Below are 14,392 nucleotides of genomic sequence, written 5' to 3' on the forward strand. Positions count from 1 at the left end.
CAAACGTAGCAAATCGGTTAGCGTTCCCCAAAGCCTTTGGTCTTTCATCGTCATTATACGATAAAAGCCGCTCCTGTACACACACATTGATGTGACGGCGGCCTTTGCAGTCCGCGCTGGCCGTCCTAATCTGCCCCCATGTCAAATCTTGTCACCATCCTTCCGGTTCCGGTTTTCTCCCTGCTTTGCAATGCCGCTTTTGCGCTTCGGCGCGAGGTGTTCGTGTGGGAGCAGAAGGTGCCGGAGGCGGAAGAACACGACCAGCATGATCTCACCGCCACGCATTTCGTGGCCATTGTCGATGGTGAGGTGGTGGGCACATTGCGGCTGATAGATCTGCCCGAGCACAGCAAAATCGGCCGGGTCGCGGTGCGGCAGGCGCTGCGGGGGCAGGGTATTGCGCGCAAGCTGATTGCCGCCGCCATGGCCCATGCGCGCCAGCGGGGGCAGGACCGGTTCTATCTCACGGCACAGTCGGACAAGCTGGGCTTTTATGAAAGCCTGGGATTTGTTGCGTTCGGGCCTGAATTCATCGATGGCGGCATGCCGCACCGGGCGATGCGCGACTATGACAAGGACAGCGCGGAGCTGGTCGATTAGGATTGTGTTAACGCATTAACCCGCGCCTGGCTGGCCGGCCCCAATGCTTGCGCTATTGTGCGGTTTGTCGGGATTTCATGCGCGCCCCATGCCGCGCCGCCGGAGACCGTACCAAGAAGAACCCGGTTAACCGGGGAGGCAGAAAGGGCCGGCGCTGCAAACAGCGGCCGGCTTTTTCTTTGGTTCCCAAAATCGATCAAAAAAACGCGGGGAACGGGTTTGTGATCGCTGCGTTGTCTGGGCATCAACGGGCCGCACGACGCGCTACCGGCAAGTTTTGCGTCGCACGGCCCTGTTCACCGCAACGATGAACCATTGGAGCCTACTATGATCCGCACCCTTCTTACCAGTTCGGCCATCGCCCTGGTCCTCGGTACCGCCGCGATCGCTCAGGACGCCACCACGACGGAAGTGCCGACCAACGAGATGGCGCCCGCGAACGAAATGGCCCCTGCCAACGAGATGGCGCCGGCCGATGATGCAGCTGCCCCTGCCGATCACGGTGCCATGAACACCATGAAAGGCCATGAGCCTTTTGATATGTCGGCTGGCTATATGGCCGGTGAGGGCGATGCCCTCGTCTCCGAAGTCATGGGCGCAACGATCTTTTCGAGCGGCGCTGAAGACGCCGAGTCGATCGGCACGGTCAATGATCTCGTGATTTCTGCAGATGGCCGTATCCATGCTGTGGTGATCGGCGTTGGCGGTTTCCTCGGCATTGGCGAAAAGAACGTCGCTGTCGATTTTGCCGAGCTTGAATATGTCGTGGCTTTCGACCAGACCGAACGCTGGGTTCTGGCCACCACGGCTGACGCCCTCAATGCCGCTCCGGACTTTGTCTGGGAAGAGAACCTGAATGGCGACCCGGCAATGGCCCCGGCTGACCCGGCAATGGCCCCGGCTGACCCGGCAATGGCCCCGGCCGACCCGGCAACTCCTGCCGATCCGGCTATGGCCCCGGCTGACCCCGCCATGGCACCTGCTGACCAAGCGGCCACGATGGAGGCTGACCCCAACCAGGTCCCGGTCATGCCGCGTGAAGGCTATGCCACGATTGAAGTGGAAGACCTGACCGCTGAAAACCTGACGGGTGCAACCGTGATTGGTCCTGATGGTGATGATATCGCCGAGGTGGGTGACATCCTGCTCACCCAGGACGGCCAGGTTGACGCCATGCTGATCGACTTTGGCGGCTTCCTGGGCATCGGGGAAAAGCGCGTTGCCGTGTCGCTGGACAATCTTGAGTTCGCCGCAAATGAGAATGGCGACCTGATCATCTACTCGGATTTCACGCGCGAACAGCTTGAGGCCCAGCCGGAATATGACGAGTCGACCTACGCCAATGACCCGGCTCAGCGCGCTACCGACCTCTAAGGGTTAGCGCCAAGGCATGATGCAAAAGGCCCGCTTCGGCGGGCCTTTTCGTGTCTGCTTCAGTGGGCTTATTGGCGGCGGTAGCGCATGCGGGCAATTTCGTCGTAGTTTTCCTGCTCGACCTTGGCCTGCTCATCTTTCTCCCGCTGGTGCTCGCGCTGATCGAGCAGTTCGACCTTTTTCAGGTCCTCCAGCGCCTCGGCCAGAGCATCCTGCGCCGCTTCAAGCTTGGACTTCATGTCATTGGCCGAAGCCAGCAAATTGTCGCGCCGGGTCAACGCTGCCTTGGCAAAGGTCGAATAGGCAAAATGGGCGGTGTCGGAAATGCCGGTCTTGGTGTGCTCGATTTCGATCTGCTGGTCGAGTTCGGACGCCATGCGCTCGAAGTCGGCCACCATCATCTCGATCTGCGCAACCTGGCGGCGCTTCTCGTCAACCTGGAATTTCTTGAGCCGGATGAGGCTCTCGCTGCGCGATTTCAAGACCTGTACTCCTTACACATCAAGTCAGTTCCGGACCGGCCCATACGCATCAAGCCAATCCATTAGTCCCGCGCATCGGCCTCGGCGATCAGTCCAGCGAGCATGGCATAGCCCTCGGCGATCGTCGTCGTCTCAGCCCTTTGCTGGCCCAGAAAAGCTTCCAGCTTGGGGTTGATGGCGATGGCGCGGTCCACGTTCGGATCTGACCCTTTCCGGTAAGCCCCCAGCCGGATCAGTTCCTCCATGTCCGAGAAAATGGACATGAGCTCTCGCGCCCGAGACAGGGTGGGCCGAACGTCTTCGGGCACGCAACCTGGCATCGTCCGCGAGATGGACCGGAGCACATTGACGGCCGGGTAGCGTCCCCGCTCGGCAATGCCGCGCTCCATCACAATGTGGCCATCGAGAATGCCGCGCACGGCATCAGCAATGGGTTCATTGTGATCATCACCTTCCACCAAAACGGTAAACAAGCCGGTAATGGAGCCCGAATTGGGTTTGCCGGGGCCAGCGCGTTCGAGCAGGCGGGGCAGCTCGGTGAAGACAGTGGGCGGATAGCCCTTGGCGGTTGGCGGCTCCCCGATGGCCAGACCAATCTCGCGCTGGGCCATGGCGAAGCGGGTCAGGCTATCCATCATGCACAGCACACGCTGGCCCTGATCGCGAAAATATTCGGCAATCGACATGGAGATGTAGGCCGCCTGGCGGCGCATCAGCGCTGCCTCGTCAGAGGTGGCCACCACGACCACGGCGCGCTTGAGCCCTTCCTCGCCCAGATACTCCTGGATGAATTCGTGCACTTCGCGCCCGCGCTCGCCAATCAGGCCTATGACCGACACATCGACATCGGTGTTGCGCGCCAGCATCGACATCAGAACCGACTTGCCGACCCCCGAGCCGGCAAAGATGCCCATGCGCTGGCCTTCGCACATGGTGGCAAAGGTGTTGAGGCAGCGTACCCCCAGTTCAATCGGCTCGCCGACGCGGGTCCGGTCGTGGGCGGCCAATGGGGATTGCCGGAGCGGGTAGGGACGCTCTCCCAAGGGCAGCGGACCGAGCCCGTCAATGGGCTCGCCATTGGCATTGACCACCCGCCCAAGCCAGCCATCGGATGGATTGACCGCGCCGTCATGCCGGCGGAACACGGCCTTGCATCCCAATCGCACGCCGCCCAGTTCGCCGAAGGGCAGGCAGAGTGCGTGACCATCGCGAAACCCGATGATCTCGGCGGCCAGATGGTGACCGTCGGTTGCCTCAATGACCACCCGCCCACCCACTCGCAACTCGCGCACCGGTCCCACGATCTCGATCAGCAGGCCCTGGACGGATTTGACCCGTCCGAACACTTCAACGTCGTCTATGGCCTCAATGGCCGAGATCAGCGCCTGCATGCTCATATCGGGTTCAACGGTCGTTCATCTTCGGGGTCCAGGAGTGGCTGGCCTGCCATCATTATGGTTTCCGCGCAGGGTCGAATCGGCTCGGATCACGAATCGGATGGTAACCGATCATTAACGCAAAAGCGCTACTGGCTGAGATGATCGGTGAATTGTGTCTTGTGGCGCCAATGTGGCCGCGCTCTCTGCAAATGGCCTGAATGCCTGAGTCCTGAGAGTCGCTTGGAACTCTTTCTTAATGTAGTACCTTAAGAAATTTTCAGGTCATTTATATAGATTTTTCAATAACTTAAGATTAATTTGTCCTAACGGCGTTTGCGTATTGCGGATCAGAATTAAACTTTGTTAACTAGTTGGGCTTAGGCTTCAGTCATATCCAGTAGGGTTGGAGCGGGAAGGGCAGATTGGCTCGGCCTCCCGCGGGTTCCAGCAGGAACGAATGACAAGGGGAATATAATGCGGGTACTCCTTATTGAGGACGATAGCGCGACAGCGCAGAGCATCGAATTGATGCTGAAGTCCGAAAGTTTCAACGTCTACACCACCGATCTCGGTGAAGAAGGCGTCGATCTCGGTAAGCTCTATGACTACGATATCATTCTGCTGGACCTGAACCTGCCCGATATGAGCGGCTACGAAGTCTTGCGGACACTTCGCGTCGCCAAGGTGCAGACGCCAATTCTTATTCTTTCTGGCCTGGCCGGCATCGAGGACAAGGTTCGTGGTCTCGGCTTCGGCGCCGACGACTACATGACCAAGCCCTTCCACAAGGACGAACTCGTGGCCCGCATCCACGCCATCGTCCGCCGCTCCAAGGGCCATGCGCAGTCGGTCATCTCCACCGGCGACCTCATGGTCAATCTCGACACAAAGACGGTCGAGGTCCAAGGCGCCCGCGTGCATCTGACCGGCAAGGAATATCAGATGCTGGAGCTGCTTTCGCTTCGCAAGGGTACCACGCTGACCAAGGAAATGTTCCTCAACCACCTTTATGGCGGGATGGACGAGCCGGAATTGAAGATCATCGACGTCTTCATCTGCAAGCTGCGCAAGAAGCTTTCCGTGGCCACCGGCGGCAAAAACTATATCGAAACCGTCTGGGGCCGCGGCTATGTGCTGCGCGAACCCGATGATGCCGACGGCTACGCCGAAAACGTCGCCTGAGCCTTTGACCGAATAAGTTTTCAAGCCCCGTGTGACCTGGTCGCGCGGGGTTTTTCGTTGCGCTGAATGCGCAATAGTGGGGAGCAAAGCGCATCGGTTCGGAACCGGCCCGGTTCCATCACGTTCATCCTGAACATTGTTTCAGGGGGACTTCAAATGGCCGACCTCTCCAAACGTCTGCGCGAACCGCTTGTCCTGACTGTGCTGATTGCCGCCGCTGCCGGCTGGCTTGCGTTTATCGCGATGTGGATCAACAGCACGGGGCAGAACGAACAACTGCACACCGAGATTGCGACGTTGACCGCAGAGCGAGATGCCGCCCAGCAAAATCTGGCCGAGCGCGAAGAAATGGCCGGTGCCCTGGAGGATAACCGAGCCGAACTGGAGCGCGTTGAGGCGGAACTGGCGACGGCCAATAGTCAGCTCGAGGCGGCCAACCAGGATCTTGAAGCGCGCTCCGGTGAGCTTGAGAGCGCTTCGCAGACTCTTGCGGCGACGCAAGATGAGGTCGCCTCTCTGGAAGAGCGGGCCGAAGAAGCGACCGCGACAGTTCAAGAACTGGCTGCTCGTCAGGCCGCACTGCAGTCCGAAATCCAGAGCTCGAGCCGGCAACTGAACGATGTCGGGTCGCGTCTGGAGGAGGCGCGCCGTCAGGAGGAAACCGCTACTGCCAATGTTGCGCAGCTTGCCGACGAGGCGGCCGAGGCCGCAGCGAGCTTGGCTGAAACCCAGAGTCGCCTGCAAGACGCGCGTGAAGAGCTGAGTAACATCCAAGACGAACGGATCGAACTCGCGCAGCAGGCAGATGCCGCAAATGCGGATCTTGTTGCTACCCGGCAACAGGTCGATGAGTTAACCGCGCAACGCGATCGGCTAGAGGGGGATGTAGGGGCCTATCAGGAGCAATTGCAGACACTGCAGCCGCAGGTAGAGGCGTTGACCCAAACACTGGCCGAACGCTCGCAGGCACTGGAAGATGTCGAAGCGCGTATTTCATCGCAGGTTCCTGAAGAGGAAGGCGGAAGCGCCCCACAGGCTCGCGCATTCGAGGTCGAGGCCGAAGGCGAAGCCAATGGTTTGCGTCTCTCGCTCGGAGACGATGGTCGGTTCGAAATGCGGGACCGTACCGGAGCGCGGGTTGAAGGCGCTTATACGCTTGGCGGTGGAGAACTGGTCCTGTCCGAGGTTACCGGATATGTCGGCTCGGCCAGCTTCCCCATGACCTGCCCCGTCGAAGATGATGAAACGCGTCTTACCATTGGCGCGGCGGAAGGCTGCGCCATCAGCGGCCTGGAATTTAATGTGAGCGAATAGGGTGTTTGCCCCGCGCTGCAGTCGCAGGATATCGGCGGCCCAGCAACGGCCTTGACCAGGCAGTGTCGATCCTGATGCAGTGCGTTGCGAATCTGGCGTACTGGTGTCGGGAGGACGTCCGATATGAACGATCGAAGCGAGACAGACCGCGCCATAACCGCGGTCTGGCGGGTGGAGCAGGCGCGTGTCATCGCCGGTTTGACCCGGATGGTGCGCGATATCTCCCTGGCCGAGGAGCTGGCGCAGGAAGCGTTGATGGCGGCGCTCAAGAGTTGGCCGGACGCTGGAGTGCCGCGCAATCCCGGCGCGTGGCTGATGCAGGCGGCCAAGCGCAAGGCCATCGACTGTTTCCGGCATCGCAAGATGGCTGCGGGCAAGCTCGAAACGCTGGGCCGCGAGATGGAAGATGAGGTTCCCGACGCCGAAACGATCATTCACGAGCAGCTCGATGACGATGTGGGCGATGACCTGCTGCGGTTGATCTTCACTTCCTGTCATCCGGTGCTGCCACCGGAAAGCCGGGTGGCGTTGACGTTGCGCTTGATCGGCGGTCTTACCACGGAAGAGATTGCGCGGGCTTTCCTGGCCAATGATACGACCATCGGACAGCGGATCGTGCGGGCCAAGCGCACTATTGCCGATGCGGGCGTCCCCTTCGAGGTGCCCCGGGGCGCCGAGAGGGGGGAGCGTGTCGCTTCAGTGCTGGGCGTCCTCTATCTCATTTTCAATGAGGGCTACTCGGCCACCGCCGGCGAAGACTGGATGCGCCCGCAATTGTGCGAGGAGGCGATGCGCCTGGGACGCATCCTGGTCACCTTGATCCCCGATGAGCCAGAGGCGCACGGCCTTCTGGCGCTGATGGAGTTGCAGCATGCCCGGGCCAAGGCCCGTACCAATGCCCAGGGCGAGCCAGTCTTGCTGCCAGACCAGAACCGGGCACTTTGGGACCAAATGATGATCCGGCGGGGCCTGGATGGTCTGACAAAGGCGCAGCAACTAGGAGGCGTGGCCGGACCCTATACGCTGCAGGCAGCTATTGCCGCCTGTCATGCGCGCGCGCGCAAGGCCGATGACACTGATTGGGAACAGATCGCGGCGCTTTACGGGCTGCTCAATCAGGTCACGCCGTCGCCGGTAATCGAGCTCAATCGTGCCGTAGCGGTATCGATGGCGCGGGGACCGGCCGCGGCGCTGCCTCTGCTCGATGGGCTCAAGGAGAGTCCGGCGCTGGCCAATTATCACCTGCTCTATGGTGTCCGCGGCGATGTCCTGCGCAAGCTTGGCCGGCATACCGAGGCAAACCTGGAATTCCGCCGGGCGGCCGAACTGACGCGCAATGCGCGAGAGAAAGCTTTTCTTGAGGGGCGGGCCGAGGAGCAGGTCTAGCGCCTAATGCTCGATGACCTGGCGATACTGCCGGTGGGCGAGCGTTCAGGCTGCCGCAGCCTTGTCCTGGAACTTGCTGATCAGCACATTGCGGTCAAATGGCTTCATCATATAGTCGTTTGCACCGGCCTTGAGCGCCAAGGCAATGGCACCGACATCGTTCTCGATCGTGCAGTAGATCACGCGGGGCTTTTCGCCACCGACATAGGCGCGCAGCAACTTGAGGAACTCAAGGCCGCTCATGATGGGCATGTTCCAATCGAGCAGGATGGCGTCAGGCATTTCCTGGCGGCATTTTTCGATGGCTTCCTGACCGTCCTCGGCCTCATCCACGATATAGTCGAGATCTTCCAGCAGGCGGCGAGCGACCTTCCGCACAACGCTTGAATCATCGACGATCAGGCAGCTACGCATGGAGGAAAGGCCCCTGGGGACGGTTGAGACGCTTGCCCAATATGCCGCCCAATAGGTTGGCGAATGGTTAGCGCGGTTCAGCAAAATTGGAGCCCAGGACGCTTTGTTCTTGGGAAATATCCCAAGATGTCAGGTCTTTAACTGCTATTCGCTGGCGCCGGAACCGGCCTTGGGAATGGCGGTAAAGAAGAAGATGTCGTCTTCCAGGCCGATATTGAGGTCCATGCCGGTCATGCGGGCCAGTAGGCCAGTATAGAAGGGTTGAATGCCCCGTGCATCGACCGATCCTTCCTCGGGGGCGCCGGAGAGCAGGCCTGCCGAGCCCGAAGGCACCAGCGTCTTCTGGCGCTTTTCCGGATCACTTTTGGAGGTGAACTCGAACTTCTCTTCCCCGGCGGCGCCGGTGATCGTAGCCGTCACAGTGCCGCCGCGGGGCACCGAACCGGCCGCAATCAAGAGCATGTTCATGAACAGCTTGGCTTTGTGCTTGGGCAGCAGGATGAGGGGCGCATTCCATTCGAGATCAGCCTTCTCGATCTCGAACAGGATGCGCGCCACACGTTCGCATTCGCGCGTATCGATATCGGTGCCGGCGGTTGACGAGGCGCCGTAGGCCAGGCGGGCAAATTCGAGCTTGGCCCGGCTCTGCTTGGCGGCGCTGGCGATCAGGTCCCGGGCACCTTCGGCCATTTCGGCCTGATTTGGATCGGAGAGAACCTCAAGGCCATTGCCGATGGCGCCGATGGGATTGATGAGATCGTGGCAGACCCGCGAGCACAGCATGGCGGCGAGGTCGGTGGCCTTGAGCTCAATAATATCCATGGTGGCAGGTCTCCGTAGGCGCGTTGCGCAGAAAAGGCGGCGAGAATCAGTATTGGGACAATAAAGCGCCGCGCGGCGGTGCACTACCGGGTCGAGAGCGTTTTGGACAGGGTGGCCCAATGTTCCTGACCACGCAGGGCGGCGGCGTCCGGCGCCAGAAGGAAAGCCTCACGATTGGCCGCCGAATAGAACAGGAAAAGACGCTGTTTGAAGACGGTGTAGATCATCGGGTCTGCGTCGGAGACAAAGCCGCGCGACATGCTCATGGCGCCGTGGCCGCCATATTGGGGCGCATAAATTTCCGGATTGCGCCGGAAGATTTCCATATTGGCGGCATTGGCGAACTGGAAGGGCGCACCCTTCCAGACCAGCTCGAAATCGGGCCGGCCGGGCAGGGGAGCCGGTTCGGTGAAATAGGAGACCGGATCCATGCCGCCGATCGCCTGCCCGGTCAGCGGGTCGGTCAGCACATAGGTGACGATGGATTGGGCCAGGCTTTGCTGAACCGTGGCCGGAAAGGGCCCGAAAAGCGGCAGAACGAGGGCGATCATGGTTAAGATTTGTTTAGAGATATGCTGCATGATTGGCCCAAATGATCGGGATAGCCAGGCTCAACAGTACGAGCCAAGACCTTAAGGTCTTCGTAAGGGTAGCGATCGACACGGGAGAATTGCCATGTTCAAGCGCCTAGCTCAGTTTGCCGCCCTGATTGGTGCTCTAATGGCCTTCAACGTCCCCGCGCTCGCCCAGGGGTCGCTAAGCGATACATTTTCGGGTGAGGAGCTGGTAGAAAGCGGCCGCGAGTTCTTCGGCTCTGCCGCGCAGGGCCTGGCCTCAGTGGTTGAGCGCGCCGTGGGCCAGTATGGCCAGCCCAATGGCTATATTCTGGGCGAGGAAGCTGGCGGGGCCCTGTTCATCGGCGCCAAATATGGCGAGGGGACGCTTTACACCCGCAATGCGGGCCAGTTCAAAATCTTCTGGCAGGGCCCAAGCATTGGTCTGGATGTGGGCGGCGATGGCTCCAAGGTCATGATGCTGGTTTATAACCTCAACACTATCCAGGATATTCTGGGTCGCTATCCGGGCGTTGACGGCTCTGCCTATGTCATTGGCGGAGTGGGCATGACCGTCACCAAGCGCGGCAATGTCGTGGTGGTGCCGATCCGTTCCGGTGTCGGCGCGCGGCTGGGTATCAATGTGGGCTACCTCAATTTTACTGCCGAGCCGACCTGGAATCCGTTCTGATCCCGATACATCGATCAACTTGTTTCAAGGCCGGGGTGAAAGCCCCGGCTTTGTCGTGACGGCTGGCGGTAAACCCGTTAGGGTTAACCAGTGCCAAAGATGGTTTCGCGCCGTCTTTGCTGCGAGAACCGGATAGGGAAGGTCCCAAGGCGGCCTGGTCGCGCCGCCGGAGGCTGCATCGATGCTGATCGAGAATATCATGTATTTTGCGCTGGGCCTGATGGTGGCGGGATTGGTGGCGCTCGTCATCATGCCGGCGGTGTGGAAGCGGGCCGTGCGCCTGACCAAGCGGCGCATCGAGGCCGCCACGCCGATCACCATGGCTGAATTCCGGGCAGACAAGGACCAACTGCGCGCTGAATTTGCCCTTTCGACCCGCCGGCTGGAAATGAATGTCGAGGCCCTGCGCAAGCGGTTGGCCGAGCAGCTTGGCGACGTCAATCAGAAGCGCGCCGATCTTGGGGCCCTCAAGGCCGAACGGGACAAACATCTCGAGGTGGTGCGGGAGCTCGAAGCGCGCGAAGTCGAGCTGCGGGGGCGTATCCTGGAACTCGAGAAGGAGGGCGCCGACCTAGCAAACCGGTTGCGCAAGCGCGATCGGGAGCTGGAAAGCCGTGCCGGCGAAATCGAAGCCCTGCGCAATTCCCTGCGCGGCGGACTCGCCAAGGCGACCAGGGTCGACGGCCTTACTCTGTCGGGTGATTATGAAGGCGATATCGACCAACTGACTGCGGCGCTGGCGATCGAGCGCAAGCGGGCCGCTTTCCTTGAAGACCAGGCGCACAGCCTGATCGAGCGGCTGGAGAAGTCGGATCGGCGCAGTGCCGAGGCCAGTGCAGCCATTGCCCAGATGCGCGACGCCCTGGCCGGACGCGAAGCCCAACGCGAGATCGACGCAGAAGAACTGGTGGCGGCCGAAGCGCGCATTGCGAGCGCCGAAAACCGGCTCAATGCCCTGTTGGCGGAAACCAGCGAGGTGGTGGAAAAGAGTGAAGATCGCGTCGAGCAGTTGCTGGCCGACAGGCTTTCGATGGAAGAAGAGCTTGAGCATCTTCGTTCCAAGGTGAGCAATGTGGAAGCTTCGATCATGGCTGATTGGGAGAGCGAGCGGTTCGAGGAAGCGCATCTGCGCGAAAAACTCAACGACATAGCCGCCAGTGTCAGCCGCCTGGTCTATGCCGTCGACCACGAAGCGTCAGTGCAAACAGGTCCGGAAGAGAGCCTGTTCGACCGTGTTCAGCGCTTTGCCGACGACGGAGAAGGGCTCGAGGTGTTGCCCACCCCGGCCAATAGTCAGCGCGGATCGGTGTCCGACCGCCTGGCAGCGCTCAAGGAAATCCAGGGGCGATAGGCGGCTTGTGGGGAGCCGATTAGGCGCTACTCGGTGCTGATCTGCACGCTGCGCTCCAATTCGCCGGTCCCGGCATCGAAGACGTTGAGCATGGTGGCGCCACCGGCGCGGAACGTCACCTGGATGGTGCCGTCTGCGGTGAGCGCGGAAATCACCTCGGCGCCTGCAGGAATGGAGACCGACTCGGCCACGGCCGGAGGTGGGCTGTCCCGCATGACACGATAGACAAGTGCAAAGCCTATCGCCATAAAGCCCAGCAACAGGATGCCCATCGATATCGCGAAAGAGCGGCGGGCTTTTCCCAGCATGGCCATGGCTTCGGGCGTCAGCTCGGTGTCGGGCGCGCCGGGCGCATTATTTTCAGGATTGCTCATGGCGGACGATACCGATTTCGAGTTTGAGGGCGAGCCCATTGAAGTTGCGGTCGATGCCGAGATGATCGGCGGGCGGCTTGATGCCATGCTGGCCAAAGCGCATGAAGCGCTCAGCCGCAATCGCATCAAGGATCTGATCCTGTCCGGCGCCGTCAGCATTGGCGGGCAGACAATTTCCGAACCCAAATACCGGCTCAAGGCCGGCGAGACAATCGTGCTTGTCGCTCCGCTTCCGGAAGACCCCGACCCGCAGCCCGAGGATATTCCGCTCGATATCCTGTTCGAGGACGCGCATCTGATCGTGATCAACAAGCCCGTCGGCATGGTTGTACACCCGGCTCCGGGATCGCCGAGCGGCACGCTGGTCAATGCGCTGATCTTTCATTGCGGGGATAGCCTGAAAGGCATTGGCGGGGTCAAGCGGCCCGGCATTGTGCACCGGCTCGACAAGGACACTTCGGGCGTGATGGTGGCTGCCAAGACCGAGAAGGCCCACAAGCACCTGAGCGAGCAATTTGCCGATCACGGCCGCACCGGTCCGCTGCATCGCGCTTATATCGCCTATGCCTGGGGCTCGACCCAGTCGGGCATGGGGACGGTGGATGCGCCGCTGGGCCGCGATCCGGGCAATCGGCTCAAGCAGGCGGTGCTCAAACAGGGCCGGCAAGCCATCACGCATTACGCGGTCGAAGCACGCTACGGCGAGCCGGGCTGGGATATCACGCGTATCCAGTGCCAGCTTGAAACCGGGCGTACCCATCAGATCCGCGTGCACATGGCCCATATCGGCCATCCTCTGGTTTCCGACCTGCTTTATGCGCCGGGTTTCGCAACCAAGATCAACAAGCTGCCCGCAGCGGTCGCCGCGGCCGTACAGGCGCTTGGACGACAAGCGCTGCATGCGGCACAACTTGGTTTCGAACACCCCGCAACCGGCGAGGAAATGACTTTCGAGGCCGAATTGCCGGACGATCTGCAGGCGCTTGAGGATGCGCTGACATCCTATGATCAGGTCATTGGACGCGGCTGAGCACGCTGAGCTGGGCCCGAGCAGGGGTCTGGTGTATCAGGGTGTTGATGAACGCCAGCTTCTCGATGACCCGGGGCGTCAGCACGAAGGGATAGGCATCGGCCTGTCCCATGGCGCGGTTGAGATTGTTGATCAGGCTCGCCAGGGGCACCCAATTGTCGATGATCGTTTCCATGTCCGGCTCGAGATAGGGGTCGAACCGGACGGGCGGAAGATCGAGTTCGGCATCTGCCGTGCGCGGGCGGGCGCGGACGCCAAAAGCCGAGGCCATTTCGACCGTGTCGATGATATGCAGGAAGTGCGCGAAAGTTTCGGCGAAATCTTCCCAAGGATGGGCGGTGGCATAGGCGCTGATATGGCTCTGTGACCAGCCCTGAGGGGCGCCGTTGGCATAATGCACTTCAAGCGCCTGCGAATAGTCCGCCCGTTCGTCACCAAACAGCGTTCTGAAGCTTTCCAGGGCCGGGCCGTCGGCCACCAGCAAATCCCAGAAGTGATGGCCGATTTCGTGTCGAAAATGGCCCAGCAGGGTGCGATAGGGCTCATTCATGCTGGTCCGGCGATACTCGCGTTCAGCATCGTCAGCTTCGCTGAGGGCAATGGTGATGATGCCGTTGTCATGGCCGGTCATGACGCGTTGAGACGCGCTCTGGTCATCGGCCAGAAAGCGGAAGGCGAGGCCATGCATCGGGTCTTCCACGCGCGTGTGCAGCGGCAGACCCAAGCGGATCATGGAATAGAACAGCCGCTTCTTGGCCCGTTCGATGATTTGCCAGCGCTGAAGATTGGCCGGGTCGGAGAGATCAGGGATCGTTTCATTGTGCCGGCAAGCTGCACAGTAGATGTCGCCGCCCGGTTCGGCCGGGGCCAACCAGTTGCAGGCGCCGTGCGCCGCGTTGGCACAGAACACAAAGGCGTCGTCGGCAATGGCCGGCGAGCTCCAAAGGCCGCCATCCTCGACCAGGGACACCAGGACGGAGCGATCCGGCAGATAACCCAATTGATGGCCGCAACGCTCGCAGACTGCGTTCTCGAAATAGACCGTGTTGCCACAATGGGTGCAGGAAAAAAGTTTCATCGGTCGCCCTCGGCTTCGCAGCGATAATGCGCCCCGTCATACGCTTGTTCCACAGCAACTCTATAGGTCGGCATGCGTTTTGAGGGCAGGACAAAGGAGGACAAGATGCACACTCCCGATCAAGACAAAATCCGTGAACGCGCTTTCCAGCTTTGGGACAAGGCGGGACAGCCCGAGGGGCGCGAACAGGAATTCTGGTATGAAGCCGAGCGCGAGCTGGCCGAGGAAGACGAGGTTGACACCTCGGCCGAGGCGTCAAAGCTCGATTTGCCACCAGTGGTGCCGGGCGGACTGGGCTAGCTATCATCTGGCGCAGCCGACATGGGCAGGGCATAATGTCCGCCCATCGTCGGAGGGCCAG

The 14,392-nt window shown here is 60.8% G+C and carries 16 protein-coding genes; 9 read left to right on the plus strand and 7 right to left on the minus strand.

Annotated elements, in window-relative coordinates; genetic code table 11:
• The first annotated feature begins 138 nt into the window (after positions 1-138).
• The gene (locus ACE4RL_RS05570) at positions 139-600 is read left to right on the plus strand and encodes a GNAT family N-acetyltransferase (protein WP_375599526.1); all 462 of its coding nucleotides are present in this window, start codon (positions 139-141) and stop codon (positions 598-600) included.
• Between the two features lie 327 nt (positions 601-927).
• Positions 928-1,974, plus strand: a complete 1,047-nt coding sequence (locus ACE4RL_RS05575) for a PRC-barrel domain-containing protein (protein ID WP_375599527.1) — start codon at positions 928-930, stop codon at positions 1,972-1,974.
• 68 nt (positions 1,975-2,042) lie between these two features.
• Here ACE4RL_RS05575 and fliJ read toward each other — a convergent pair whose 3' ends face one another.
• Positions 2,043-2,456, minus strand: coding sequence for a flagellar export protein FliJ (gene fliJ / locus ACE4RL_RS05580; protein ID WP_375599528.1), 414 nt, complete (start codon positions 2,454-2,456; stop codon positions 2,043-2,045).
• Between the two features lie 62 nt (positions 2,457-2,518).
• Positions 2,519-3,847: a flagellar protein export ATPase FliI gene (gene fliI, locus ACE4RL_RS05585; RefSeq protein ID WP_375600240.1), complete on the minus strand. Its 1,329-nt coding sequence runs from the start codon at positions 3,845-3,847 to the stop codon at positions 2,519-2,521.
• 462 nt (positions 3,848-4,309) lie between these two features.
• Here fliI and ctrA point away from each other — a divergent pair, with 462 nt between their 5' ends.
• The 3 genes from ctrA (at position 4,310) to ACE4RL_RS05600 (ending at position 7,717) form a co-directional block, all read left to right on the plus strand.
• A complete protein-coding gene (gene ctrA, locus ACE4RL_RS05590) occupies positions 4,310-5,017 on the plus strand; it encodes a response regulator transcription factor CtrA (RefSeq protein WP_375599529.1) in 708 nt (235 codons plus the stop codon).
• Positions 5,018-5,173: 156 nt separating this feature from the next.
• Entirely contained in the window at positions 5,174-6,331 is a 1,158-nt protein-coding gene (locus ACE4RL_RS05595) for a hypothetical protein (protein WP_375599530.1), read from the plus strand.
• Positions 6,332-6,454: 123 nt separating this feature from the next.
• Positions 6,455-7,717, plus strand: a complete 1,263-nt coding sequence (locus tag ACE4RL_RS05600; RefSeq protein ID WP_375599531.1) for an RNA polymerase sigma factor — start codon at positions 6,455-6,457, stop codon at positions 7,715-7,717.
• Between the two features lie 45 nt (positions 7,718-7,762).
• Here the strand turns inward: ACE4RL_RS05600 and ACE4RL_RS05605 are convergent, their stop codons facing one another.
• The 3 genes from ACE4RL_RS05605 to ACE4RL_RS05615 all read right to left on the minus strand — a co-directional run bounded on the left by ACE4RL_RS05605 (position 7,763) and on the right by ACE4RL_RS05615 (position 9,504).
• A complete protein-coding gene (locus ACE4RL_RS05605) occupies positions 7,763-8,131 on the minus strand; it encodes a PleD family two-component system response regulator (protein WP_375599532.1) in 369 nt (122 codons plus the stop codon).
• Between the two features lie 144 nt (positions 8,132-8,275).
• Positions 8,276-8,953: a histidine phosphotransferase ChpT gene (gene chpT, locus ACE4RL_RS05610; protein ID WP_375599533.1), complete on the minus strand. Its 678-nt coding sequence runs from the start codon at positions 8,951-8,953 to the stop codon at positions 8,276-8,278.
• A gap of 83 nt (positions 8,954-9,036) precedes the next feature.
• The gene (locus ACE4RL_RS05615) at positions 9,037-9,504 is read right to left on the minus strand and encodes a YHS domain-containing (seleno)protein (protein WP_375599534.1); all 468 of its coding nucleotides are present in this window, start codon (positions 9,502-9,504) and stop codon (positions 9,037-9,039) included.
• Between the two features lie 124 nt (positions 9,505-9,628).
• Between ACE4RL_RS05615 and ACE4RL_RS05620 the strand changes: the two genes are divergently transcribed.
• Both ACE4RL_RS05620 and ACE4RL_RS05625 read left to right on the plus strand, forming a co-directional pair.
• Positions 9,629-10,198, plus strand: coding sequence for a DUF1134 domain-containing protein (locus tag ACE4RL_RS05620; RefSeq protein ID WP_375599535.1), 570 nt, complete (start codon positions 9,629-9,631; stop codon positions 10,196-10,198).
• A gap of 181 nt (positions 10,199-10,379) precedes the next feature.
• Positions 10,380-11,549 carry a hypothetical protein gene (locus ACE4RL_RS05625; RefSeq protein WP_375599536.1) on the plus strand — a complete coding sequence of 390 codons (1,170 nt, stop codon included), beginning with the start codon at positions 10,380-10,382 and terminating at the stop codon, positions 11,547-11,549.
• 26 nt (positions 11,550-11,575) lie between these two features.
• On the opposite strand, the gene ACE4RL_RS05630 is transcribed toward ACE4RL_RS05625, so the two are convergent.
• Entirely contained in the window at positions 11,576-11,923 is a 348-nt protein-coding gene (locus ACE4RL_RS05630) for a DUF6476 family protein (protein ID WP_375599537.1), read from the minus strand.
• Here ACE4RL_RS05630 and ACE4RL_RS05635 point away from each other — a divergent pair.
• Positions 11,922-12,953, plus strand: a complete 1,032-nt coding sequence (locus ACE4RL_RS05635) for an RluA family pseudouridine synthase (protein WP_375599538.1) — start codon at positions 11,922-11,924, stop codon at positions 12,951-12,953. The two genes, ACE4RL_RS05630 and ACE4RL_RS05635, sit on opposite strands and share 2 nt — an antisense overlap.
• Here ACE4RL_RS05635 and ACE4RL_RS05640 read toward each other — a convergent pair.
• Complete coding sequence (locus tag ACE4RL_RS05640; protein WP_375599539.1) at positions 12,937-14,031, minus strand: putative zinc-binding metallopeptidase; 1,095 nt, start codon at positions 14,029-14,031, stop codon at positions 12,937-12,939. The genes ACE4RL_RS05635 and ACE4RL_RS05640 overlap by 17 nt on opposite strands.
• Before the next feature lie 105 nt (positions 14,032-14,136).
• Between ACE4RL_RS05640 and ACE4RL_RS05645 the strand changes: the two genes are divergently transcribed.
• Complete coding sequence (locus ACE4RL_RS05645; RefSeq protein ID WP_375599540.1) at positions 14,137-14,331, plus strand: DUF2934 domain-containing protein; 195 nt, start codon at positions 14,137-14,139, stop codon at positions 14,329-14,331.
• The last annotated feature ends 61 nt before the right edge of the window (positions 14,332-14,392 follow it).

The sequence above is a fragment of the Devosia polycyclovorans genome (assembly GCF_042181575.1).
Classification (GTDB): domain Bacteria; phylum Pseudomonadota; class Alphaproteobacteria; order Rhizobiales; family Devosiaceae; genus Devosia; species Devosia polycyclovorans.

Bases quoted from the DNA above. Each gene is read 5' to 3' on its own strand.
- ACE4RL_RS05635 (WP_375599538.1), top strand. From the start codon at position 11,922: ATGGCGGACGATACCGATTTCGAGTTTGAGGGCGAGCCCATTGAAGTT.
- ACE4RL_RS05640 (WP_375599539.1), bottom strand. From the start codon at position 14,031: ATGAAACTTTTTTCCTGCACCCATTGTGGCAACACGGTCTATTTCGAG.
- ctrA (WP_375599529.1), top strand. From the start codon at position 4,310: ATGCGGGTACTCCTTATTGAGGACGATAGCGCGACAGCGCAGAGCATC.
- ACE4RL_RS05630 (WP_375599537.1), bottom strand. From the start codon at position 11,923: ATGAGCAATCCTGAAAATAATGCGCCCGGCGCGCCCGACACCGAGCTG.
- chpT (WP_375599533.1), bottom strand. From the start codon at position 8,953: ATGGATATTATTGAGCTCAAGGCCACCGACCTCGCCGCCATGCTGTGC.
- ACE4RL_RS05600 (WP_375599531.1), top strand. From the start codon at position 6,455: ATGAACGATCGAAGCGAGACAGACCGCGCCATAACCGCGGTCTGGCGG.
- fliI (WP_375600240.1), bottom strand. From the start codon at position 3,847: ATGCAGGCGCTGATCTCGGCCATTGAGGCCATAGACGACGTTGAAGTG.
- ACE4RL_RS05625 (WP_375599536.1), top strand. From the start codon at position 10,380: ATGCTGATCGAGAATATCATGTATTTTGCGCTGGGCCTGATGGTGGCG.
- ACE4RL_RS05605 (WP_375599532.1), bottom strand. From the start codon at position 8,131: ATGCGTAGCTGCCTGATCGTCGATGATTCAAGCGTTGTGCGGAAGGTC.
- ACE4RL_RS05570 (WP_375599526.1), top strand. From the start codon at position 139: ATGTCAAATCTTGTCACCATCCTTCCGGTTCCGGTTTTCTCCCTGCTT.
- ACE4RL_RS05595 (WP_375599530.1), top strand. From the start codon at position 5,174: ATGGCCGACCTCTCCAAACGTCTGCGCGAACCGCTTGTCCTGACTGTG.
- ACE4RL_RS05615 (WP_375599534.1), bottom strand. From the start codon at position 9,504: ATGATCGCCCTCGTTCTGCCGCTTTTCGGGCCCTTTCCGGCCACGGTT.
- ACE4RL_RS05575 (WP_375599527.1), top strand. From the start codon at position 928: ATGATCCGCACCCTTCTTACCAGTTCGGCCATCGCCCTGGTCCTCGGT.
- ACE4RL_RS05645 (WP_375599540.1), top strand. From the start codon at position 14,137: ATGCACACTCCCGATCAAGACAAAATCCGTGAACGCGCTTTCCAGCTT.
- ACE4RL_RS05620 (WP_375599535.1), top strand. From the start codon at position 9,629: ATGTTCAAGCGCCTAGCTCAGTTTGCCGCCCTGATTGGTGCTCTAATG.